Origin of the sequence: Roseospira visakhapatnamensis, from assembly GCF_014197915.1 — a bacterium.
Classification (GTDB): domain Bacteria; phylum Pseudomonadota; class Alphaproteobacteria; order Rhodospirillales; family Rhodospirillaceae; genus Rhodospira; species Rhodospira visakhapatnamensis.
In genome coordinates, this window is record NZ_JACIGK010000023.1 from 1 (window position 1) to 20,977 (window position 20,977).

Annotated in this window: 15 protein-coding genes; 1 reads left to right on the top strand and 14 read right to left on the bottom strand. The window is 71.1% G+C overall.

Translation table 11 applies throughout. The features are described from left to right. Positions 1 to 91: 91 nt before the first annotated feature. The 3 genes from pyk to tyrS all read right to left on the bottom strand — a co-directional run bounded on the left by pyk (position 92) and on the right by tyrS (position 4,211). Positions 92 to 1,507, bottom strand: a complete 1,416-nt coding sequence (gene pyk, locus GGD89_RS14000) for a pyruvate kinase (RefSeq protein ID WP_184046341.1) — start codon at positions 1,505 to 1,507, stop codon at positions 92 to 94. Between the two features lie 99 nt (positions 1,508 to 1,606). Next, a complete protein-coding gene (gene zapE, locus GGD89_RS14005; protein ID WP_184046343.1) occupies positions 1,607 to 2,839 on the bottom strand; it encodes a cell division protein ZapE in 1,233 nt (410 codons plus the stop codon). Between the two features lie 121 nt (positions 2,840 to 2,960). After that, positions 2,961 to 4,211, bottom strand: coding sequence for a tyrosine--tRNA ligase (gene tyrS / locus GGD89_RS14010; protein ID WP_184046346.1), 1,251 nt, complete (start codon positions 4,209 to 4,211; stop codon positions 2,961 to 2,963). 115 nt (positions 4,212 to 4,326) lie between these two features. Here tyrS and GGD89_RS14015 point away from each other — a divergent pair, with 115 nt between their 5' ends. Then, on the top strand, positions 4,327 to 5,556 hold the full coding sequence (locus tag GGD89_RS14015) for an anhydro-N-acetylmuramic acid kinase (RefSeq protein WP_343058611.1): 1,230 nt from the start codon (positions 4,327 to 4,329) through the stop codon (positions 5,554 to 5,556). A 19-nt stretch (positions 5,557 to 5,575) separates the two neighbouring features. Here the strand turns inward: GGD89_RS14015 and bchJ are convergent, their stop codons facing one another. From bchJ to GGD89_RS14070, 11 genes are all read right to left on the bottom strand, one after another. Next, positions 5,576 to 6,283 (bottom strand): bacteriochlorophyll 4-vinyl reductase, encoded by a 708-nt coding sequence (gene bchJ, locus GGD89_RS14020; RefSeq protein WP_184046348.1) that lies wholly within the window; start codon positions 6,281 to 6,283, stop codon positions 5,576 to 5,578. 119 nt (positions 6,284 to 6,402) lie between these two features. After that, on the bottom strand, positions 6,403 to 8,364 hold the full coding sequence (gene puhE / locus GGD89_RS14025; RefSeq protein ID WP_184046350.1) for a putative photosynthetic complex assembly protein PuhE: 1,962 nt from the start codon (positions 8,362 to 8,364) through the stop codon (positions 6,403 to 6,405). 145 nt (positions 8,365 to 8,509) lie between these two features. After that, positions 8,510 to 9,040, bottom strand: coding sequence for a photosynthetic complex assembly protein PuhC (gene puhC, locus GGD89_RS14030; protein ID WP_184046352.1), 531 nt, complete (start codon positions 9,038 to 9,040; stop codon positions 8,510 to 8,512). A 147-nt stretch (positions 9,041 to 9,187) separates the two neighbouring features. Beyond that, positions 9,188 to 9,907, bottom strand: a complete 720-nt coding sequence (gene puhB / locus GGD89_RS20175) for a photosynthetic complex putative assembly protein PuhB (RefSeq protein ID WP_184046354.1) — start codon at positions 9,905 to 9,907, stop codon at positions 9,188 to 9,190. A gap of 337 nt (positions 9,908 to 10,244) precedes the next feature. Then, positions 10,245 to 11,063: a photosynthetic reaction center subunit H gene (gene puhA, locus GGD89_RS14040; protein WP_184046356.1), complete on the bottom strand. Its 819-nt coding sequence runs from the start codon at positions 11,061 to 11,063 to the stop codon at positions 10,245 to 10,247. 26 nt (positions 11,064 to 11,089) lie between these two features. Beyond that, the gene (locus GGD89_RS14045; protein ID WP_184046358.1) at positions 11,090 to 12,520 is read right to left on the bottom strand and encodes a BCD family MFS transporter; all 1,431 of its coding nucleotides are present in this window, start codon (positions 12,518 to 12,520) and stop codon (positions 11,090 to 11,092) included. 70 nt (positions 12,521 to 12,590) lie between these two features. Further along, on the bottom strand, positions 12,591 to 13,295 hold the full coding sequence (gene bchM / locus GGD89_RS14050; protein ID WP_184046361.1) for a magnesium protoporphyrin IX methyltransferase: 705 nt from the start codon (positions 13,293 to 13,295) through the stop codon (positions 12,591 to 12,593). Further along, positions 13,295 to 14,125, bottom strand: coding sequence for a ferredoxin:protochlorophyllide reductase (ATP-dependent) iron-sulfur ATP-binding protein (bchL, locus tag GGD89_RS14055; RefSeq protein ID WP_221238480.1), 831 nt, complete (start codon positions 14,123 to 14,125; stop codon positions 13,295 to 13,297). Before bchL ends, bchM begins: the two co-directional genes overlap by 1 nt. A gap of 106 nt (positions 14,126 to 14,231) precedes the next feature. After that, the gene (locus tag GGD89_RS14060) at positions 14,232 to 18,020 is read right to left on the bottom strand and encodes a magnesium chelatase subunit H (protein ID WP_184046365.1); all 3,789 of its coding nucleotides are present in this window, start codon (positions 18,018 to 18,020) and stop codon (positions 14,232 to 14,234) included. Continuing rightward, positions 17,995 to 19,665, bottom strand: coding sequence for a ferredoxin:protochlorophyllide reductase (ATP-dependent) subunit B (gene bchB / locus GGD89_RS14065; protein ID WP_184046367.1), 1,671 nt, complete (start codon positions 19,663 to 19,665; stop codon positions 17,995 to 17,997). Before bchB ends, GGD89_RS14060 begins: the two co-directional genes overlap by 26 nt. Positions 19,666 to 19,683: 18 nt before the next feature. Beyond that, entirely contained in the window at positions 19,684 to 20,949 is a 1,266-nt protein-coding gene (locus GGD89_RS14070; RefSeq protein WP_184046458.1) for a ferredoxin:protochlorophyllide reductase (ATP-dependent) subunit N, read from the bottom strand. Positions 20,950 to 20,977 lie beyond the last annotated feature (28 nt).

Here is a 20,977-nt window from a genome sequence, read left to right on the forward strand (position 1 = left end):
GATCGTCCGAGATGAAGTTCGCCATCGCCCGATCCTGATGACTTGAGCCATAGACCGATTCTACCCGAGCCCGCCCAAATCCGACAGACTGCTAGTCCACCCAGCTGATGCGCAGCATGTTGGTGGTGCCCGGGCGGCCGAAGGGCACGCCGGCGATGATCACCAGCCGCTGGCCGGCCTCGGCGAAGCCCCCGGCGCGGGCCAGGGCGCCGGCCTTGGCCACCATGTCGATGTCGTCGGTCAGCTCGGCGCAGGCGGCGCCATGCACCCCCCACACCAGGGCCATGCGCCGCGCCACCTGGGCGCTCGGCGTGAAGCACAGGATGGGCACGCCCGGCCGCTCCCGCGCCGACCGCAGGGTGGTGAAGCCCGACGACGTGAAGGTCACGATGGCCGCCGCGCCCAGGGTGCGCGCCACCTGGCGGGCGGCGGCGCAGATGGCGTCGGCGGCGCTGTTCTCCGGGTCACCGCGTCCGGCCTCGACGATGGCGCGATAGTGCTCGTCCGCCTGCACCCTGTGCAAGATGCGGTCCATGATGCTGACCGCCGCCACCGGGTGCTCCCCCACCGAGGTCTCGGCCGACAGCATCACCGCGTCGGCGCCGTCGTAGATGGCCGTGGCCACGTCCGACGCCTCGGCCCGCGTGGGCGCCGGCGCCTGGATCATGCTTTCCAGCATCTGGGTCGCCACCACCACCGGCTTGCCGGCGCTGCGGCACGCGCGGATGATGCGCTTCTGAACGATGGGCACGGTCTCCGGCGGCACCTCCACCCCCAGGTCGCCGCGCGCGACCATGATCGCGTCGGACAGGTCGATGATCTCGCCCAGGTGGTCCAATGCGCTGGGTTTCTCAAGCTTGCTGACGATGGCCGCGCGGCCCCGCACCACCTTGCGGATGTCGGCCACGTCCTCGGGCCGCTGCACGAACGACAGCGCCACCCAGTCCACGCCGATGGACAGCGCGAAGTCGAGGTCGCGGCGGTCCTTCTCGGTCAGGGCGGAGATCGGCAGCACCACGTTGGGCACGTTCAGGCCCTTGTGGTCCGACAGCACGCCCCCGGCCAGAACCTGGGTCACCGCCACGCCGTCCTGGACCTCATGCACGCGCAGCCGCAGCTTGCCGTCGTCGAGCATGAGGTCGGTGCCGGAGTCCAGCACCTGGAAGATCTCGGGATGGGGCAGGCACACGCGGCTCTCGTCCCCCAGTTCCGGCGACAGGTCGAGGCGAAAGGCGTCCCCCGCGCGCAACGTCACGCGCCCCCCCATGAAGGCGCCCACGCGAAGCTTCGGCCCTTGCAGGTCGGCCAGCGCCGCCAGGGGCCGCCGCACCCGTTCCTCGACCTCGCGCACGACCCGCAGGTGGTGTTCGTGCTCCGCGTGGGTGCCGTGGCTGAAGTTCAGGCGGAACACGTCGGCGCCGGCCCTGGCCAGGGCCTCTATGGTGCCCTCGGCGGTGGTGGCCGGTCCCAGGGTGGCGACGATCTTGGCGCAGCGGGTGTGTGTCATGTCAGCCCTACCTTAGACAGAGCGCGGGCGCGAAAGAAAGCGCCGCTGCGTGACGATTTCAAGAGCGGACCCGGGCGACCCTCGGCCGGCACCGGAGGGTCAGGATGGCGGCGCCGGAGCGGGGGCAGCGCCCCCGCCGACGGCGGGGGGGGCGTCCCCCTCGATCAGGTGCGGCCGTCCCAGGTAGTCGGCGGCGCGCATTTCCATGAGGCGGGAGACGGTGCGATCGAACTCGAACCGGCCGTCCCCGGCCTGGTACAGCGCCTCGGCCGGTCCGGCGGCGGAACACACCAGCGCCGTGCGATGCTCGTACAGGGCATCCACCAGCACCACGAAGCGGCGCGCCCGGTCGCGGTCGGCCGGCGTCAGCAACGGGATGTCGGACAGCAGCACCGTGTCGTACAGGCTGGCGATCTCCAGGTAGTCGGCGGCGCCGAGCGGCCGTCCGCACAGGCCGTCGAACGAAAACCACGCCACTCCGTTGCCGGCGCGCGGCACCGGGATGCGGCGGCCGTGCACCTCCACGGTCTCCGGCGCCTCCGGGGTGCCGTCCAGCAGCGCCCGGAAGATCGCCTCCAGCGCCGCCCGGCTGTCTGGTCCCAGCGGGTGGTGGTAGACGCGATGTCCCTCCAGCCGGTCGAGGCGATAGTCCCGCTCGGCGTCCAGTTCCAGGACCTCCAGCCGCGCCTCCAGCATGCGGATGAAGGGCACGAACTTCTCGCGTTGCAGGCCGTCCTTGTACAAGTCCGCCGGAATCCGGTTGGAGGTGGTGACCACCACCACGCCCGCGTCCATCAGCCGCTCGAACAGGCGGGCGACGATCATGGCGTCGGCGATGTCCTTGACCTCCATCTCGTCCAGGCACAACAACGTGACCTCGGCGGCGATGCCGTCGGCCAGCCGCACCAGCGGATCGCGCCCCTCGCGGCCGTCCTGGCGCCAGCGGTGCAGGGTCTCGTGCACCTCGCGCATCAGAACGTGGAAGTGCTGCCGCCGCTTGCGGGCGATGGGCACGGTGTCCACCAGCAGGTCCATGAGCATGGACTTGCCGCGCCCGACGGCCCCATGGATGTACAGGCCATGCGGCGCCTCCACCGACCGGCCGCGCGCGGGGGTCCCCGCTCCGCCCAGGCCCAGCCGCGCCAGCAGGCCCGCGCCGCCGCCCGCCGCCCGTCCCGCGCCGCGCCCGCCGCGCGTCTGGTCATGCGCCGGCAGGGCCTCGGCCAGCGCCTCCAGGCGGCGGACCACATGCTCCTGCGCCGTGTCCGCGCGCAGGGTGCCGTCGGCCAGGAGGGCGCGGTACCGCGCCAGCGGGCCGTGGTCCGCCGTCATGGGCCTGTCCTTCCTGGGTTCGGCAGCAGAGGGCATCCCTCGCAAGATAATCAAACTCGGCTTACTTGCAAGAATCGCGCCGTTTTCGCGAAGAAGTCAGGCGCCAGTCAACTCGGCCCGGTCAACTCACCCTGACCAGGGCGTGACTCTTGCGCCCGGCCGACAGCTTGATCTCGCCGTCCTTCAGGTCGGCATCGGTCACCATGCGGGTGATGTCGTCCAGGACCGTATCGTTCAGGCGCGCGCCGCCCCCCTTGATGAGGCGCTTGGCCTCACCGTTGGACACCGTCAGGCCCGCGCGGGTGAACAAGGCCGGCGCCGGGATGCCCGCCGCCAGATCGTCGGCGGAAACGGTCACGGTGGGCAGGTCCTCGCCGACCCCGCCCTGTTCGAACACCGCGCGCGCGGTCCCGGCGGCGGCCAGCGCGGCGGCCTCGCCATGGGCCAGCGTGGTCGCCTCGTGGGCCAGCACCTTCTTCGCCTCGTTGATCTCGGCGCCCTCCAGGGCCTCCAGGCGCGCGATCTCGTCCAGCGGCAGTTCGGTGAACAGGCGCAGGAAGCGGCCCACGTCCGCGTCCTCGGTGTTGCGCCAGAACTGCCAGAAGTCGTAGGGCGACAACTGTTCGGCGTTCAGCCACACCGCGCCCTGGGCGCTCTTGCCCATCTTGGCGCCCGAGGCGGAGGTGATCAGCGGCACGGTCAGCCCGAACAGCGACAGGCCGTCGCAGCGCCGCCCCAGCTCCACGCCGTTGACGATGTTCCCCCACTGGTCGGCGCCGCCCATCTGCAAGCGGATGCCGTCGCGTCGCGCCAATTCCAGGAAGTCATACGCCTGGAGGATCATGTAGTTGAACTCCAGGAACGACATGTGCGTCTCGCGCTCCAGCCGCATGCGCACCGAATCGAAGGTCAGCATGCGGTTGACCGAGAAGTGACGGCCATAGTCGCGCAGGAACGGAATGTAGGACAGCGTGCTCAGCCAGTCGGCGTTGTTGACCATGCGCGCATCCGTCGGCCCGTCGCCGAAGGTCAGGTACTTGGCGAACACGCTCTGGATGCCGGCCATGTTGGCGGTGATCTCGGCGTCCGTCATCAGCCGCCGGGCATCGTCGCGCCCGGTCGGATCGCCGATGCGCGTGGTGCCGCCGCCCATCAGGACGATCGGCCGATGCCCCGTCTTCTGCAACCAGCGCAGCAGCATGATCGACACCAGGCTGCCCACGTGCAGGCTGGGCGCCGTGCAATCGTAACCAATATAGGCGGAGACCACCTCCTCGCGCAGCAGCGCGTCCAGCGCCGTGGTGTCGGTGCAGGCGTCCACGAAGCCACGGTCGTGGATGATGCGCAGGAAATCGGAGGAAACGGTGGTCATGGCGGATCTCGATCGGAGGAAGGGGCGACGGCGCGGCGGACATCCAGAGTCATCGCGCGCCTTGTCGCGGGCGGGGACGTTTAGCACACTCCCTTCTTTCGGAAAAGCAAGGGCCGTGATCATGATCCCGTTTCCCAAGGGCCTGTCCCGCACCCCCGCCCGGCGTCCGCCGGCCCGCCGCCCCGTGGGCCGCGCGGCGGATGCGCCCCGGGATGCCCCCCCAGCCACAGCCGCGAGCGCCACGCCCGACCGGGATCCGGCGGCCACCTGGCTGGTGGTGGGGCTGATGAGCGGCACCTCCATGGACGGCATCGACGCCGCGCTGATCGAGACCGACGGCGAGATGATCGCCGGACGCGGCCCGGCGATCACCCTGCCTTACGACGACACCCTGCGGGCGCGGCTGCGCGCCATGCTGGGCCGAACCGACCTGGGGGACGACGAGGGCCGGCGGCTCGGCCGCGACCTGGCGCTGCGCCACGCCCAGGCGGTGCGAACGCTGCTGACCGGCGCGGCGGTGACGCCCGATCTGGTCGGCTTCCATGGCCATACCCTGTGGCATGATCCCCCGGCGCGGCTGACCGTGCAGGCCGGCGACGCCGCCCTTCTGGCCCGCGAGCTGGGGATCCCGGTGGTGGCCGACCTGCGTCAGGCGGACGTGGCGGCCGGCGGCGAGGGCGCGCCGCTGGCCCCGGTCTATCACGCCGCCCTGGCGGCCGGCCTGGAGCGGCCGCTGGCGGTCCTGAACGTGGGCGGCGTGGCCAATGTCACCTGGATCGGCGCGGACGGCCCCGACGACCTGCTGGCCTTCGACACCGGCCCGGGCAACGGCCCGCTGGACGACTGGGTTGCCCGGCACACCGGCGAGAGCCGGGACACCGACGGGCGCCTGGCCCTGTCGGGCAGGGTGGACGAGGCGCGCCTGATCCGCCTGATGGATCATCCCTACTTCGGCCGGGCGGCGCCCAAGTCGCTGGACCGGGGCGACTTCGACGCGCATATCGCCGGCATCGTCGCGGGCCTGTCGGTGGCCGACGGCGCCGCCACCCTGACGGCCATGGCCGCCGCCGCCGTGGTGCAGGGCGCCGCCCTGTTGCCGCGCCCGCCGCTGCGCTGGCTGGTCACGGGGGGTGGGCGCCACAACCCGGCGCTGATGGACACGCTGGCACGCTGGCTCGACGCCCCGGTCGCGCCCGTGGAGGCCGTGGGATGGGACGGCGACGCGCTGGAGGCCCAGGCCTTCGCCTTCATGGCCGCGCGCTGCCGTCGCCGCCTGCCCATCACCTTCCCGGGCACCACGGGGGCGCCGTGGCCCCTGGTGGGGGGACAGGTCTACCAGCCTTAGCGCCGACCAGGGTCCACGCCTACCACGCGGCCTCGAACACGCAGGCGGGCGCGCCCTGGGCCTGACAGGCGGTCTCGCGCACCGCGGCCCGTCGCGTCACCAGCACCTGGAACAGCCGTTCGAAGGTGGCGGCGTAGTACCCGCAGACGGGCGCCGGGGCCGGCCGGTCGGCGGGGTCCACGGCCTGCTGAATGGGGCCGTTCTCGATCACCAGGCGGGTGGGGCGCCCGGCCGTGCCCTCGAACCGGCCGCCGCCGGCGAAGGTCCAGGAGTTCTTGCCCATGGCGGTGATCAGGACACGCGCCGCCGGCACCGGGGGCAGCACCTTCAGGATGGCCTGGGCCGGCTTGGGAATGCGAACCGCCAGCAGGTAGTCGGCGGTGGCGATGCCGGCATGCCGGTTGATCGCCGCCCGGTGCTCGGCCGGCAGCCGGGCCAGCAGCGCGCGGTGCAGGGCGGTGACCTCCCCGGCGGGCACCATGGCCCCCGGGGGCGTGTCCCGGTAGCGGGCCAGGCCGGCCTGCTCGAACACCGCCCGGGTCTCGTCGGCGCCCAGCACGGCGGTCAGCGCCTCGTTGACGCGGATGATGGCGTTGGGACCGATGCGGGCGGTCTCGACGCCGGCCCCGGTCGCGGCCACTGCCCCGGCGGTGTCGGCCGTGTCGGCATGACCGGCGCAGTCGTCGCAGGAACGGCCATCGCCGGGCCGCGCGGACTCAGTGCACATCGCTGTCTCTCGGACTCATCGTTCGGGTGTGGCGTGGACCGGGACTGTAGGGTGGGACCCGGCGAAAGGGAACCATCGTTCACGCCCCGCCGGCGCCCCCGCGCGCCCGCGCCCGGGGGTCACGCGGGCGCGGCCACCGCCCCGCAGGATTCGAACGCCTGCCGCAGCCGGACGCCGTCCAGCCCCCGGCCGACGGCGACTACGCGCGGTTCGCGTGGGGGCTCGGAGGTCCCCGCCTCACCGGCGTTCAGCGGACCGATGGACGGTCGCCCGCCGGTGACCTCGAAGCGGATCCAGCCCGATCCGACGCGGGCGATGCCGCGCAGCCGATCCACCTCGCCATAGGTGCCCTGGGCCACGGCCTCCAGCACCTGGCGCAGCCCTTGCGCGTCCACCTTGCCGGTGATGTCGGCGCTCCAGGCGCGCAGGTCCAGGACGATCACCTCGCCCGGGCCGGGCGCGGCGCCGGACGCCGCCTCGGCGGAGTCCCCCGAGGCGGCGGGCAGGGTCGACCCAGGCGCCGGGTCATGATGGTAGTGGTGATGGTGATAGTGGTGATGGTGATGCACCGCCGCCCCGGCGCCGCCCGGCATCGGCGCGGGGCTCGCCGCCTGGACCGCCGCTGGCGACCCGATCACGTCGCCGGGCGCGGCGCCGCGATCCACCGCCGCCCGCGCGGCCCGCTCCTCGGGCGTCTCGCGGGGCACGCCATGGTCCGCCGGCACGATGCGCGCCGCCGGATTGAGCGCCCGCAACGTGCTGGTCACCATGGTCAGGTCGGGGTCGCTCACCAGGTCGGCCTTGTTGACGACGATCATGGTGTGCAGCGGAAGGCCGCCCTCGCCGCCGGCATGACCCCCGCCGCCGGCCTGCACCTGGGCCTTCAGGAAGGCGGGCAGGCGCGCGAGGTCGGTCATGAAGGCGCTGGCGTCGATCACCACCATCAGCCGCACCGCCTTGATGGACGGGCGGATGTCGGCGCGGTTCAGGACCCGGATCAACACGTCCACGTCGGCGATGCCGCTGGGTTCGATCAGCACCCGGTCGGGCGTCCAGGCGGCGATCGACTCCTTGAGTTGGTGCGCCAGGTCGTCGCGCAGCGCGTGGGCCGTGCGGTTGGCCCCCAGGCGGACGATTGGCGCGCCGTCGGCGTCCTCGTCGCGCTCGCCCACCACGGCCAGCGGATCAAGCTGATGGACCAGAGCCACCACCAGCGCCTCCGGGTTGGCCCGCGCCAGCCGCTGGCGCAACACGGTGGTCTTCCCGGCCCCCAGGAAGCCGGCGACGATCTCCACGTCGACCGCCGGCGCGTGCGGGGTGCGCGACCGCAGGCTCCAGTTCCACAGCGCGGCGGCCGGCAACGGCAGCACCAGGAACCAGTGTTCCAGGATGGCCAGCGTCATCATGGTGCCGACGAAGGTGTAGCCGACGGCGTCGAACGCCGAGACCCCCGGCGCCACGGCCGCCTGGACGATGAACACCGCCACCACGGTGGACACCGTCACGGAGACCGGGAACAGCAGGTTGATGGGCCGGGAGTTGTTCAGGAAGCTTTTGAGGAACGCCATGTGGTCGGGCAGGAATTCCTCGTTCAGGTTGCGCACACCCAGGAACACGTTCAGACGCGCGCTTTCGTGCATCCACCACAGCACCAGGAAGGTCCACAGCCCCACCTGGTTGGGCTGGCCCCAGGTGAGCACCACGATCACCGTCAGCGTCACGATGATGGACAGCTCGTGGTAAAGGTTGGCCTCCAGGGCGTGGACGAAATGCTTCCAGCCGTGACAACCCTCCGGGCAGGGGCGTTTGCGCGGCCCGGTCACATAGCCCATGTAGAAGCTGATTTCCTGCCACCCCCAGGCGAGCAGGGCATACGTGAACGCCGCGTAGGCGCCGGAGGAGGTGGTGTCGCCGGCATTGGACCACAGACCGTAGAGCGACAACCCGAGAACGCCCGTGGCGACCAGCATGCTCCACTTGAAGGTGCGGGTGGGCAGGCCGTCCAGCAGCAGGATCACGCCGGTCGCGAACCACCACAGGAACGCGGCGTGCAGAATGGCCGCAATGTAGGACGTCAGCAAACCGGCCTCCGTTCCGGCCCGGGCGTCGTGTCCGGGTTCCTCATACCAGCGGCGGACGAGCGTGACTCATCCGCCGAGCGGCACCGGCCCGCTCCCGAACCACCCTCCGCGCCGGCCCGGTCGATGGGGACCGGCGCGCTGGCGCTCATGGCTCGGCGGCGGGCGCCGGCGACGCCGCCCCTGGGGCCGATCCCGAGTCGTCCTCGGCGCCCGCCATCGTCAGCAGGTCATAGACGCGGGCCGTGTTGTCCACGCCGTAGGCCTGAAGGGGAATGCTGGTGTCGGTGGTCGGGTCGTCCAGGGTCAGGCGGCCATCGCTCCACAGCGTGACGTGGTAGGGGGCGCCCTCGCCGACCTGATCCACGCGGCGCTGGCGGTCCAGGCTGCGCACCATGCCTTGCAGGAAGCTGCTCAGGGTGCCGTCGACCACCGTCAGGGCGCGCCCCTCGGGCATCACGCGGACCTCAAGGCCGTCCTCGCTGCCCACCGGCACGAAGTCGAACGCCTGCGTGGACACCACCGTGACGCCGGTCTCCCCCTCCCCGGGGTCCAGCCAATAACGCCACGCCGCCGCCAGCCCGATGGTCAGGGCGACCATGGCGAACGCGGCATACAGCAGCGGGGCCGGCGGCGACATCGCCTTGTGGCGGGCGCGCCGGATGTCCTTCTCCGTCATGGGACGCGGGTCCTCGGACGACGGATTGGAACGTCGGGTGTCGCGACGGGCGGCACCACTCATGACGGTCTCCCTGTCAACTGGAGCCAGGATGCCCGGCGCAAGGGCGCCCACGCGGCGCGCCGCTCCGGGACCCCTGGCTCGGTCTCACATGGACCCGGCGGGTTGGGCAACGGACCCCCCGTCGTCCTTGGCGGTCTTGGCGGTCTTGCCGGCGGTCGTCACGGACACCCGCACCGGATCCCCGGTGCCCGACTCGCCCGTCTCCGGCTCGGCCGCCTGCCGGGCGGCATGCGCGTCCAGGGCGCCGGCCAGAACGTCGGCCGCGGCGCGGGCATCGGGCAGGCCGCGCAACGTCGGCTGCGCGCGCGTCCAGTGCCAGGGCCGCACATGCGGCCACATCAGCGGGAAGGCCACGCTGTGCCCGCGCATCAGCGACAGGGACACGTTGCCGGTGCCGTTGCGGAACATCTTCAGCCCGGCGTCGCTGATCACCTTGAACGGGAAGTTGACGGTCATCGGCAGGGCGAGGCCGTAGCGGATGGCCACGCGCTCGCTGGTGATGGTGTACACGGTCGACCGCTCGATCCACCAGGCCACCAAGCCCAGCATGACCAGCAGGACGAGGCCGACCCCCAGGGTCCCGACCACCGTGACCGCGACGTCGCCGCTGGCGGCGCCATCGGCGGACGCGCTGGCGCCGCTCCAGGCCGCCAGCAGCACGAAGTAGGCGGCGATGAGCGGGAACTGAAACAACCGCCTGGCCAGGACCCGCCACGACGGCGTGCCCTGCCACAGGATCCGCTCACCGTCCGGCGGCACCTCGGGCAGGCCCGGAATCGGCTCGACGGCGAAATCATCATGCACGGTACGGACCTCCGGGGCTGGACCCGCGAGAACGGCGGCCCCGCGCGACTCGGCCGCGCGGCGATCCCGGCCGCTCCCCGGGTCCCTGCGGACCCCTCATCCGGCGCCCTCGCGCCCTCCCCCTCTGGTGATCCCTCACGGGAGCCCCCGGGACAGGCGCGACACGGCCGGCAATACGGCGAAGACGACAAACCGGTCGACGCTGGCGCGATCATCGCCAGGCGTCCACCGGCACGGCGGCCCCGAGAGACGGTCGGGGGGCTGGCTGTGGCCCCCCGCGCGACCCCGACACACGGCCGGGGTCGCCCGCTCCCGAGGGATGGTGGTCCCCCGTCGCCTAGGCGAGCAGGAAACCGCCACCGAAGTAGGCGCTGATCTTGTCCTCTTCCAGCTTGGTGACCTGATTGGGCTGGGCCGTGGCCGGCACCTGGGCAAACCGACCGGCGGGAATGGCACTCACGGACACGGTCCGCGTCCCCTTGTCGATATGCGCGAAGTTGACCGGCAACAGCACCATCTTGCCCGCCGGGGCGGCCGGGGCCGCGCCCTTGGCGGGCGCCTTGCCGCCCTTGGTCGCCAGCGACGGCGCCGGGGCGGCGCTGCCCAACTGGACCTCGAAGTAGCGCACGAAGGTCTCGGCGGTATCCACCCAGATGTCGGTGATCGTGCCGGCGGCCTGGCCATCGCTTCCGATCACGGTCATGCCGCGCGGATCCGGACCGCTGCTTTCGACGGAGAAGTCCTTGGCCGCGCGCATGGGCACGATCTTCGGCGTGTTCTCCAGGGTCAGTTCCGGCTTGTCCTCACGCTCGGCGTAGGACGCCGGACCGATGCAGTCGGCCAGCGGGTTGGTGCCGGTCGGCTCGAACGGCGAGCCGGGCCACGGGGCGACGCGCTTGGCCTTCAGCGGACGGGTGTCGCGCTTGTAGTCGGGCGCAACGGATGTGCCACCGTGGAACAGGTTGAAGGTCTTGGCCGGCGGCATCCAGAACCAGCCGGTCTTCTCGATCTTGCCGGACACATCGTATTCGAGCGGATAACCCTCGCGACGATCCTCGCGACGAAGATAGAAAATCAGCGCCGCAAAGAAGAACCAGAAGACGTACAACGTCACCTGGGCGAAATCCATATATGCTGTGAACGCGCCAATAGGCATAGCGTATCCTCCACGAGCTAGAAGCCCTACCCAGGGAACTCGGCCATCCCGAATCTTTTCTTTGCTCGGGTGTACCGGTCCCTTGTCGAGCGAACGAGCGGACCAACCGCGACCAAGGTCAACAACAGCAGTCCGATCTCGATATGGTACACAACTCCATACCCCACGCTGGGACCCTGCGCCTGCAGGGTCTCGCCGAGCACCCCTCGCTCGGACAACGCGGAGACACCATCCCGGATCGCCCCGCCCAGGGCGATGGCGATGCCGGTTGCCGTGGCCTGCACGCCGCCCCAGGCCCCCAGGGCCAGACCGCCATGGTCCGAGTCAGCCATGTCCATGGCGGCGGTCAGGGTTCCGACGACGAACAGACCTCCTCCGAGGCCGATGAAGACCGCCCCCACGCGGAACAGCAGGGGCGACGTCAACGGCGCCGCGAAGATCACACACGAAAACGCGACCAGGCCGACCACCACACCAACGGCCGCAAGCCTGTAGGGGCTGTGGCCGCGCGACAGCCACCGCGCGGCCATGGCGAACCCCACCAGGGTACCACCCGCGAGCAAGGCCGTCAGCACCGTGGTCGCGGAGACCGACAACCCCAGCACCTCGCCGCCATAGGGCTCCAGCAGGATGTCCTGCATGGTGAAGGCGGCCGTGCCCAGGCCCACCACCACCAGCAGCCGGCCATACCGGCCGCCCGCGGTGAAGGCGGCCCAGGCCTCGCCGAAGCGCGGCCGCGGCCGGGCGGGGTCGGTCAGGGTCCGGTTGCGGGGCTCCTGTTTCCACAGGGCCACCAGGTTCAACGCCATCGTCACGGCCGCCGCGCCCTGGATCACCTGGATCAGGCGCTTCTGGCCGAAGTCCTCCAGCACCACACCGAAGGTCAGCGCGCTCCCCACCATGCCCAGCAGCAGCATGACGTACAGCAGCGCCACCACCCGGGGCCGGGCCTCCGGCGGCGCGAGATCATTGGCCAGCGCCAGACCGGCCGTCTGAGTGGTGTGCAGGCCGGCGCCCACCAGCAGGAAGGCCACGGCGGCGCCCAGTTGCCCGACGGCGCCGCCATCCCTGGCCAACACCAGCAGGGCGAAGGGCATGACCGCCAGCCCCGCGAACTGCAACAGGGTGCCGAACCAGATGTAGGGCACGCGCCGCCAGCCCAGCAGCGACTTGTGGGTATCGGAACGGTAACCGATCAGCACCCGGAAGGGCGCGAACACCAGCGGCAGCGAGACCATGACGGCCACCAGCCAGGCGGGCACCCCCATCTCGACGATCATCACCCGGTTCAAGGTGCCGGTGAGCAGCACCGTGGCCATGCCGACCGACACCTGAAACAAGGACAGCCGCAGCAGGCGCCCCAGCGGCAACTGATCCGTCGCCGCGTCGGCGAACGGCAGATACCGGGGGGCGGCCTCCATCAGGACCTTGATCAGGGGTGGAGTCGGGGCGGTCATGGAGTGGTGGTCGTCCTTTCGTCGGGTCACCGGCCTGTCGTCCGACCGGCCGGTCGTCGGGTCCCCTGGGTCAGGGAACCCTGGTCAGTTCCAGGGCCTGCGAGATGTAGAAGCCGCTGGTCACGCGCTCGGTGCGGCCCGGGCGCCAGCCCGCCATGGCCGGCTCCCGGGCCAGATGCTTGAGAAACCGGCCCGAGGCCACCGGCTGGATGGCCGGCGACCGGTCGCCGCGCGGGAACAGCTTGCCGACGGCATGCATGGTGGCCAGCGCCGGCGTGCGCGGGGCGTAGGTGAACACCATCGACCGGGTCGTGCGCTGGCCCAGGGTGGACAACACGCGGACGATGTCGGCGCGGTCGTAGTGGATGAAGGAGTCCATCGCCACCACGTGATCGAAGGTGCCCAGCGCGGGGTCGAGCATGTCGCCGACCCGGAAGTCGACACGGCCCGGTCCCAGGTCCTCGGGCAGGCGCTCCCGCGCCAGCCCCACCAGGGTCGGCGACAGGTCGATGGCGATCACATGGGCGCCGCGCCGCGCCGCCTCGGTGGCGAAGGCCCCGGTGCCGCAGCCGGCGTCCAGGATGGTCCGTCCGCCCAGGTCCTCGGGCAGCCAGCTCAACAGGATGCCGCGCATGCGGTCTCGGCCGGCGCGCACGGTGCGGCGGATGCGGCCCACCGGCGCGTCCGAGGTCAGGCGCTTCCAGGCGTCGGCGGCGGTGCGGTCGAAGTAGGTCTCGACCTCGCCCCGGCGCTCCTCGTAGGTCCCCGTGGGCATCAGTCGTACCCCAGCAAATCAAACAAATCCCGGTCCTTCATGGGCTTGGCATCCAGCGGCTCGGTGCCGGCGAACAGCCGCGCGGCCAGTTGCAGATACTCCCGCTGGACCGCCTCCACCTCCGGCGTCGCCTCCAGCTCGAACAGGGTGGCTTTCTTCAGGCGGCTGCGGCGAATCACGTCCAAGAGCGGAATGCGGGCCAGCGTCTCGGTGCCCGCCCGGGCGTTGAACCTGTCGATCTGGTCGGTGTCCTCGCTGCGGTTGGCGATCACCCCGCCGACGCGCACCGGGTAGTTCTTCGCCTTGGCCTGGATGGCGGCGATGATGCGGTTCATGGCGAAGATCGAGTCGAAGTCGTTGGCGGTGACGATCACCGCCCGCTCGGCGTGCTGCAGGGGCGCGGCGAAGCCGCCGCACACCACATCGCCGAGGACGTCGAAGATGACCACGTCGGTGTCGTCGAGCAGATGGTGTTCCTTGAGCAGCTTGACCGTCTGCCCCACCACGTAGCCGCCGCAACCGGTGCCGGCCGGCGGCCCGCCGGCCTCCACGCACATCACGCCGTTGTACCCCTCGAAGACGAAGTCCTCGATGCGCAGTTCCTCGGAGTGGAAATTGACCGACTCCAGCACGTCGATGACCGTCGGGATCAGCGACTTGGTGAGCGTGAAGGTCGAGTCGTGCTTGGGGTCGCAGCCGATCTGCAACACCCGCTTGCCCAGCTTGGAAAACGCCACGGAGAGGTTGGACGAGGTCGTGCTCTTGCCGATGCCTCCCTTGCCGTAGACGGCGAAGACCTTGGCCGTGCCGGCGGTCAGCGCGGCGTCCATATGGACCTGCGTGCTGCCCTCGCCATCGCCGTCCCTCGGGCGTCCGGGCGGATTCACTGTATCGAGCAAGGACTGTCTCCCTTTCCTCTGCCGGCGAGGGCGTGGCTCAGGCCGCCACACCCTCGGACACACCCTCCAGCCGGTCCTCCAGCTCCTCACCCGCCGTCCGCAGGGTTTCGAGCACCGCCTCGTCAGGCGTCCAGTAGCTGCGTTCATAGGCTTCCAGCAGGCGGTTCGCCACTCGCGCGGAGGCCGTCGGATTGAGGGCCGCGAGCCGCTCGCGCATCTCCTCGTCCAGCATGAAGGTCTCGGTCAACTGCTCGTACACCCAGGGCGCCACCTGGCCGGTGGTGGCCGACCAGCCCAGGGTGTTGGTGATGGCCGATTCGATCTGGCGCACGCCCTCGTAGCCATGCTCCAGCATACCCTCATACCACTTCGGGTTCAGCATGCGTGTGCGGGTTTCCAGCGCCACCTGTTCGGCCAGGGTGCGGACCTTGCCCTCGCCCATGGTCTGGTCGCCGATGTAGACCGGCACGCCCTCGCCCCCCTTGGCCCGGGTCACCGCCCGGCTGATGCCGCCCAGGGTGTCGAAGTAGTGGTCCACGGTGGTGACCCCCAGTTCCATGGACTCCAGGTTCTGGTAGGCCATGTCCACGCCGGACAGGATCTCGCCCAGCAATTCGGCCTTGGGGGCCGGCTTGCCCTCGCGGCCATAGGCGAAGCACTTGCGCCGGGTGTAGGTCTCGGCCAGTTCGTCTTCCTCGGCCCAGCCGCCGCTGTCCACCAGCATGTTGACGTTGGAGCCATAGGCCCCGTCGGCATTGGAGAACACCCGCAGCGACGCTTCCTCCAGGTCGCAGCCGTGCGCCGCCTGATAGGCCAGGGCGTGCTTGCGGATGAAGTTCTTCTCGTCCGGCTCGTCGGCGGCGCTGGCCGCCAGAAAGGCGGCCTCGGCCAGCAGCCGGGTCTGCAAGGGCAGCAGGTCGCGGAAGATGCCCGACAGCGTCATGATGACGTCCACGCGCGGCCGGCCCAGGTCGGCCAGCGGGATCAGCTCGGCGCCGGCCAGCCGGCCGTAGCTGTCGAAGCGGGGTCGCGCGCCCATCAGCGCCAGGGCCTGACCGATGGGGCCACCCTCGCTTTTCAGGTTGTCGGTGCCCCACAGCACCATGGCCACGGTCTCCGGCAGCCCGTTCCCCTCGGCCAGATGCCGGTCGAGCACCCGCTGGGCCTGCATCGCCCCGTCCTTGACGGCGAAGGCGCTGGGCAGGCGGAACGGGTCGAAGCCATGCAGGTTGCGGCCGGTGGGCAGGACGGCCGGGGTGCGCAGCAGGTCGCCGCCCGGGGCCGGATGGGTGAAGCCGCCATCCAGCGCGTGCAGGATGGCCGGGATCTCGGCGTCTTGCCGCAGCAGGCCGTCGATGCGCGCCAGATCCTCGAACAGCGCCGGATCGATGTTGGCGGCCGCCGCCGCCTCCTCGGTGGGGAAGGCGCGCCGGGCGATCGTCAGGGCGGTCTCGGCGTTGCCGTCGGCCAGAAGGGACTCGATCGCCGCGAGATCGGGCGTGGCCCCGCGCGACGCCTCGGCCAGGGCCACCAGCAGGTCGCGCCGGGCCTCCGGCGAGACCGTCCCGCCGACCACATGCAGGCCGTGGGGGATCAGGGTGTACTCCATCTCCTGCAAGGCGTTGCGCAGGGTCTCCATGCGCGCGGCCAGGGCCGTCTCGTCCAGGGTCTGGCCCCAGTCCTCGGGCGCCTCTCCCTCGGCGGGTCCCTCGGCCAACTCCAGTTCGATGGCCTGGGTCTGGATCAGCGGCACCATGCGGGCGCGCTCGGCCGCGTCATCGGGCGGCAGCGAGCGCCACCGCTCCAGCGACGCCTTCAGGTCCGACAGGCCCTTGTACAGGCCCGCCTGGGCCACCGGCGGCGTCATGTAGCTGACCAGGGTGGCCGCCGAGCGGCGCTTGGCGATGCTGCCCTCGGACGGGTTGTTGGCGGCGTACAGATAGACGTTGGGCAGGTCGCCGATCAGCCGGTCCGGCCAGCAGGCGCCGGACAGGCCGGTCTGCTTGCCGGGCATGAACTCCAGCGCGCCGTGCATGCCGAAGTGCAACACCGCGTGGGCGCCAAAGGTCTCCGACAGGTAGCGGTAGAAGGCGGCGAAGGCGTGCGTGGGGGCGAAGCCCTTCTCGAACAGCAGCCGCATGGGGTCGCCCTCGTAGCCGAAGCCCGGCTGAACGGTGACCGCGACGTTGCCCAGGCGCAGGCCCAGCACATGGATGGACTGGCCGTCGCTCTGCTGACGACCGGGCGCCGGCCCCCACTGGGCCTCGATCTCGCTCAGCCACTTCTGGCCCTGCACGTGGGCGTCGACGCCGATGCGGTCCAGCACGTTGGCCTGGGCGCCGTACTGGCCGGCATTGCCCTTCAGCAGGCGATCGCGCAGGTCATCCACCGACTCCGGCACCTCGACGGTATAGCCGGCGGCGTCCATGGCCTTGAGGGTGTTGAACAGGGATTCGAACACCGACAGATAGGCGGCGGTGCCCACCGCCCCCGCGTTGGGCGGGAAGTTGAACAACACGACGGCCACCTTGCGCTCGGCACGCGGGGTGCGGCGCAGGATGATCAACCGTTCCACCCGGTCGGCCAGGGCGTTGACGCGCTCCATCTCCGGGACCATGTCGCGGGCGGACTCGCCCTCGCCGCCATCGACGCGGCCGCCGAACAGCAACGGACCGGTGGCGCCATCCAGTTCGGGGATGGCGATCATCATGGTGGACTCCACCGGCAGCAGACCCCGGTCGGAGTCGCGCCAGCTCTCCAGAGACTGGAACTCGACGGCATGCGCGGCGACGTAGGGCATGTCCAGCTTGGCCAGAATCTCCTCGGCCGCGCGGGCGTCGTTGTAGGCCGGCCCGCCCACCAGTGAGAAGCCGGCCAGCGACACCATGGCGTCGATCTGCGGCCGCTCGCCCTTCAGGAAATACTGTTCGATGGCCGGGCGGGCATCCAGACCGCTGGAGAAGGTGGGAATGACGCGCAGGCCGCGCGCCTCCAGGGCGTCGATGACGGCGTCGTAGTGCGCGCTGTTGCCGGCCAGCACGTAGGAGCGCATGACCAGCAGGCCCACCGTGCCACGGATGGTCCCGTCGGGCATGGGCACCTGGGTCAGGTCCTCGCCGATGCGACCGGGCAGGCGCGGGTGATAGAGGCCCACCTCGGGATACTCGGCCGGCGCCTCCGGCTTGATCTGGCCGCGCAGCACCTTGCGCGGCCCCTCGGCGTAGCGGTCCACCAGGAAGCGGACCATGTTGGCGACGTTCTCCTCGGAGCCCGCCAGCCAGTACTGCAAGGTCAGGAAGTAGGCGCGCAGGTCCTGGGCCTTGCCGGGAATGAAGCGCAGGATCTGCGGGATGCGCCGCAGCATGGCCATCTGCCCGGCGCCGGACTCGGCGGCCTTGTCGTCCTTCTTCTTCATGCTGCCGCGCAGCTTCTTGAGCAACGCCATGACGCCGCCCTGCTTGGCGTCCATGCGCAGCGGACCCAACTTGGTCAGCTTGACGATCTCGCCGGAGCACATGGCGCCGATCATGGCGTCGCAGTGCTCGCGCCGCGCCTCCAGCGCCGGCAGCACGGCCTGAATGTGGTCTTCCATGAACAGCATGGTGACGACGATGATGTCGCCGCGCTCGATATCGTGCAGGCAGCGGCCCAGGGCCTCCACGTCGTCGCCCCATTCCGAGGCGGCGTGCAGACCGAGATGCAGCCCCGGGAGATCCTGGCGCAACTCGCGCATGGCCCGGTCGGTGGCCCCCGACAGGTGGCCATCCAGGGTCACGATCACGACCCGGACGGGCGTGTTCTCACCGGCTGAAGTGTGCTTTGGCATCATACAACGTCTCGATGGTGATCGTGGCGAGGCCCCGTTCGGTGGCGTACCGCTCTGTATTGCGGCGCGCCTTGCCCCGAACGAAAAACGGAATCTTGTTGAGTTCGCGCTCCGCGGCGGCGGCCCACACCGGATCCCCGGCGGGACCGTCGGACGCCCCCGGGGCGGTCGAGGACGGGGAGGCGGACCCAGGGTCGGCGGGAGAGAGGTCGGCGGGCGAGGGCGGCGGCGCCGAGGGCGGGTCGGCGGTGATCTCGGACACGGTCACGGGGGCGGGCCGGGGCGTGGCCCCGGTGGCGACACCCCCCAGATGGGAGGGGCCGGCGTCGGCATGGAACTCGAAGTCCTCGCGGAACATGCCGAGAAGGTGCTCCTCCAGGCCCATCATCAGCGGATGGACCCAGGTATCGAACAGCACGTTGGCGCCCTCCGGCCCCATCTGCGGCGCGTATCGGGCGGGGAAGTCCTGCACGTGCACGGGCGCGGAGATGACGGCGCAGGGGATGCCCAGGCGCTTGGCCACATGGCGTTCCATCTGCGTGCCCAGAACCAGGTCGGGGTGGGCCTCGGCGATGGCCGCCTCCACCTCCAGGTAGTCGTCGGTGATCAGCGGCTCGACGCCGTGGGTGGCGGCGGTGGCGCGCAGGTCGCGGGCGAACTCGCGGGCGTAGGTGCCCAGGCCGACCACCTGGAAGCCCATTTCCTCGGCCGCCACCCGGGCGGCGGCGACGGCGTGGGTGACGTCGCCGAACACGAACACCCGCTTGCCGGTCAGGTACGTGCTGTCCACCGAGCGCGAGTACCAGGGCAGGCGCGTGACCAGCCCGTCCAGCACCGGCCCGGGGTCCACGCCGGCCAGATCGGCGACCTGACGCACGAAGTCGCGGGTGGCGCCGACGCCGATGGGCACCACCGTGGTGCGCGGCTGGCGGAAAGTGCGTTCCAGCCAGCGGGCGGCGGTGTCGGCGGTCTCCGGATAGAGAACCACATTGAAGTCGGCCTCGCCCAGGCGGGCCAGGTCGGCGGGGCTGGCGCCCATGGGGGCGGTCACGTTGACGTGCACGCCCAACTGGGTCAGCAGCCGGGTGATCTCCAGCACGTCGTCGCGATGGCGGAAACCCAGCGCCACCGGCCCCAGGATGTTGCAGGAGGGCGGCGCGCCCTCCGGCCGGGCCGGACGCGCGGTTCCCGGCGCCGGCGCGCGCGGCGCCGCCATGGCCCGGGTCAGGGCGTAGAAGGTCTCGGCGGCCCCCCAGGTTTCCTTGCGCTGGTAGGACGGCAGATCCAGCGGCACCACCGGCACCGGCAGGTCCATGGTGCGCGCCAGCCCGCCGGGGTCGTCCTGCAACAACTCCGCGGTACAGGAGGCCCCCACCAGCAGCGCCTGGGGCTTGAAGCGCTCGTAGGTCTCGCGCACAGATTGCTTGAACAGCGCGGCGGTATCGGTGCCCAGGTCGCGCGCCTGGAAGGTGGTGTAGCTGACCGCCGGGCGGTGATCCCGGCGCTCGATCATGGTGAACAGCAGGTCGGCGTAGGTGTCGCCCTGCGGCGCATGCAGGACGTAGTGAACCCCCTCCATGGCCGTGGCCACGCGGATGGCGCCCACATGCGGGGGACCTTCATATGTCCAGACGGTCAACCGCATGGGTCAGACTTCCCCCCCCTAGACCTTCAACAGGGCGGCCCGCCGCAGCGGCCGCGCGAACAGGTCCGCCAGGTCGCCCGCCTGGTCGTACCCCTGGATGGGCGTGAACACCAATTCGATCGCCCATTTGGTGGTGATGCCCTGGGCCTCCAGCGGATTGGCCAGCCCCAGGCCGCAGACCACCAGATCGGGGCGGGTCTCGCGCACCCGGTCCAGCTGCGGCTCCAGGTCCTGGCCCTCCACCAGCCGGGTTCCCTCGGGCAGCAGCGCCAGGTCGGCGGCCAGCAGGCCCCGGTGCAGGTAGGGCGTGGCCACCTCCACCAACCGCATGCCCAGTTCACGGGCCAGGACCCGGGCCAGCGGCGGTTCCAGTTGAGAATCGGGAAGGAAGGTGAGGCGCTTGCCGCCCAGGACCGGCTTGTGGTGCTCCAGGGCGGCGCGGGCGCGGGCGCGCCCCGGAGCGGTCACCCGCTCGAAGTGGGCCGGGTCCACGCCGAAGGCATCGGCGGCGGCCTTGAGCCAGAGGGTGGTGCCTTCCTCGCCCAGCGGGAACGGCGCCTCCAGGCGGGCGCACCCCCGCCCTTCCAGCAGGCGCGCGGTCTCGCCCAGGAAAGGCTGGGCCAGCAGCAGGCGCGTGTTCGGCCCCACCGGCGGCATGGCCTCGGCATGGCGCGCCGGCAGGAAGCGCACCGGGCCGATCCCCAGGGACTCGAACAGGCGGACGAACTGGTCCTCGACCACGTCGGCCAGGGTGCCCACCACCAGCAGGGACGGCGCGGCCTCGGCCGGAGCCGCCGGCAGATCCGGCACCAGCGCCGCCAGACAGGCGTCCTCGCCCTGGGTGAAGGTGGTGTCCAGGCCGCTTCCCGAATAGCTCAGCACCCGGGTGTGACCGCCGTGCGCGGCGGACAGGCGCTGGGCGGCCCGCTCCAGGTCCAGCTTGATGACCTCGGACGGACAGGAGCCGACCAGGAACAGCAGGCGGATGTCGGGGCGGCGCTCCAGCAGGCGGGCCACCTCGCGGTCCAGTTCCTCGTTGGCGTCGGCCAGACCGGCCAGGTCCCGCTCTTCCAGGATGGCGGTGCCGAAGCGCGGCTCGGCGAAGATCATCACCCCGGCGGCCGACTGCATCAGATGGGCGCAGGTGCGCGAGCCGACGACAAGGAAGAAGGCATCCTGGATCTTGCGATGCAGCCAGATGATGCCGGTCAGCCCGCAGAACACCGAGCGCTGGCCGCGTTCCCGCACCACCGAGGCCGCGTCGACCCCGGCCCCGACCAGCATGTCCCCGGCATCGGGGCCGGCGCATGCC

Excerpts from the sequence above, each read along its gene's own strand:
- pyk (WP_184046341.1), bottom strand. The coding sequence starts at position 1,507 with ATGACACACACCCGCTGCGCCAAGATCGTCGCCACCCTGGGACCGGCC.
- zapE (WP_184046343.1), bottom strand. The coding sequence starts at position 2,839 with ATGACGGCGGACCACGGCCCGCTGGCGCGGTACCGCGCCCTCCTGGCC.
- tyrS (WP_184046346.1), bottom strand. The coding sequence starts at position 4,211 with ATGACCACCGTTTCCTCCGATTTCCTGCGCATCATCCACGACCGTGGC.
- bchJ (WP_184046348.1), bottom strand. The coding sequence starts at position 6,283 with ATGTGCACTGAGTCCGCGCGGCCCGGCGATGGCCGTTCCTGCGACGAC.
- puhC (WP_184046352.1), bottom strand. The coding sequence starts at position 9,040 with ATGACGGAGAAGGACATCCGGCGCGCCCGCCACAAGGCGATGTCGCCG.
- puhA (WP_184046356.1), bottom strand. The coding sequence starts at position 11,063 with ATGCCTATTGGCGCGTTCACAGCATATATGGATTTCGCCCAGGTGACG.
- GGD89_RS14045 (WP_184046358.1), bottom strand. The coding sequence starts at position 12,520 with ATGACCGCCCCGACTCCACCCCTGATCAAGGTCCTGATGGAGGCCGCC.
- bchM (WP_184046361.1), bottom strand. The coding sequence starts at position 13,295 with ATGCCCACGGGGACCTACGAGGAGCGCCGGGGCGAGGTCGAGACCTAC.
- bchL (WP_221238480.1), bottom strand. The coding sequence starts at position 14,125 with ATGGACGCCGCGCTGACCGCCGGCACGGCCAAGGTCTTCGCCGTCTAC.
- GGD89_RS14060 (WP_184046365.1), bottom strand. The coding sequence starts at position 18,020 with ATGCCAAAGCACACTTCAGCCGGTGAGAACACGCCCGTCCGGGTCGTG.
- bchB (WP_184046367.1), bottom strand. The coding sequence starts at position 19,665 with ATGCGGTTGACCGTCTGGACATATGAAGGTCCCCCGCATGTGGGCGCC.
- GGD89_RS14070 (WP_184046458.1), bottom strand. The coding sequence starts at position 20,949 with ATGCTGGTCGGGGCCGGGGTCGACGCGGCCTCGGTGGTGCGGGAACGC.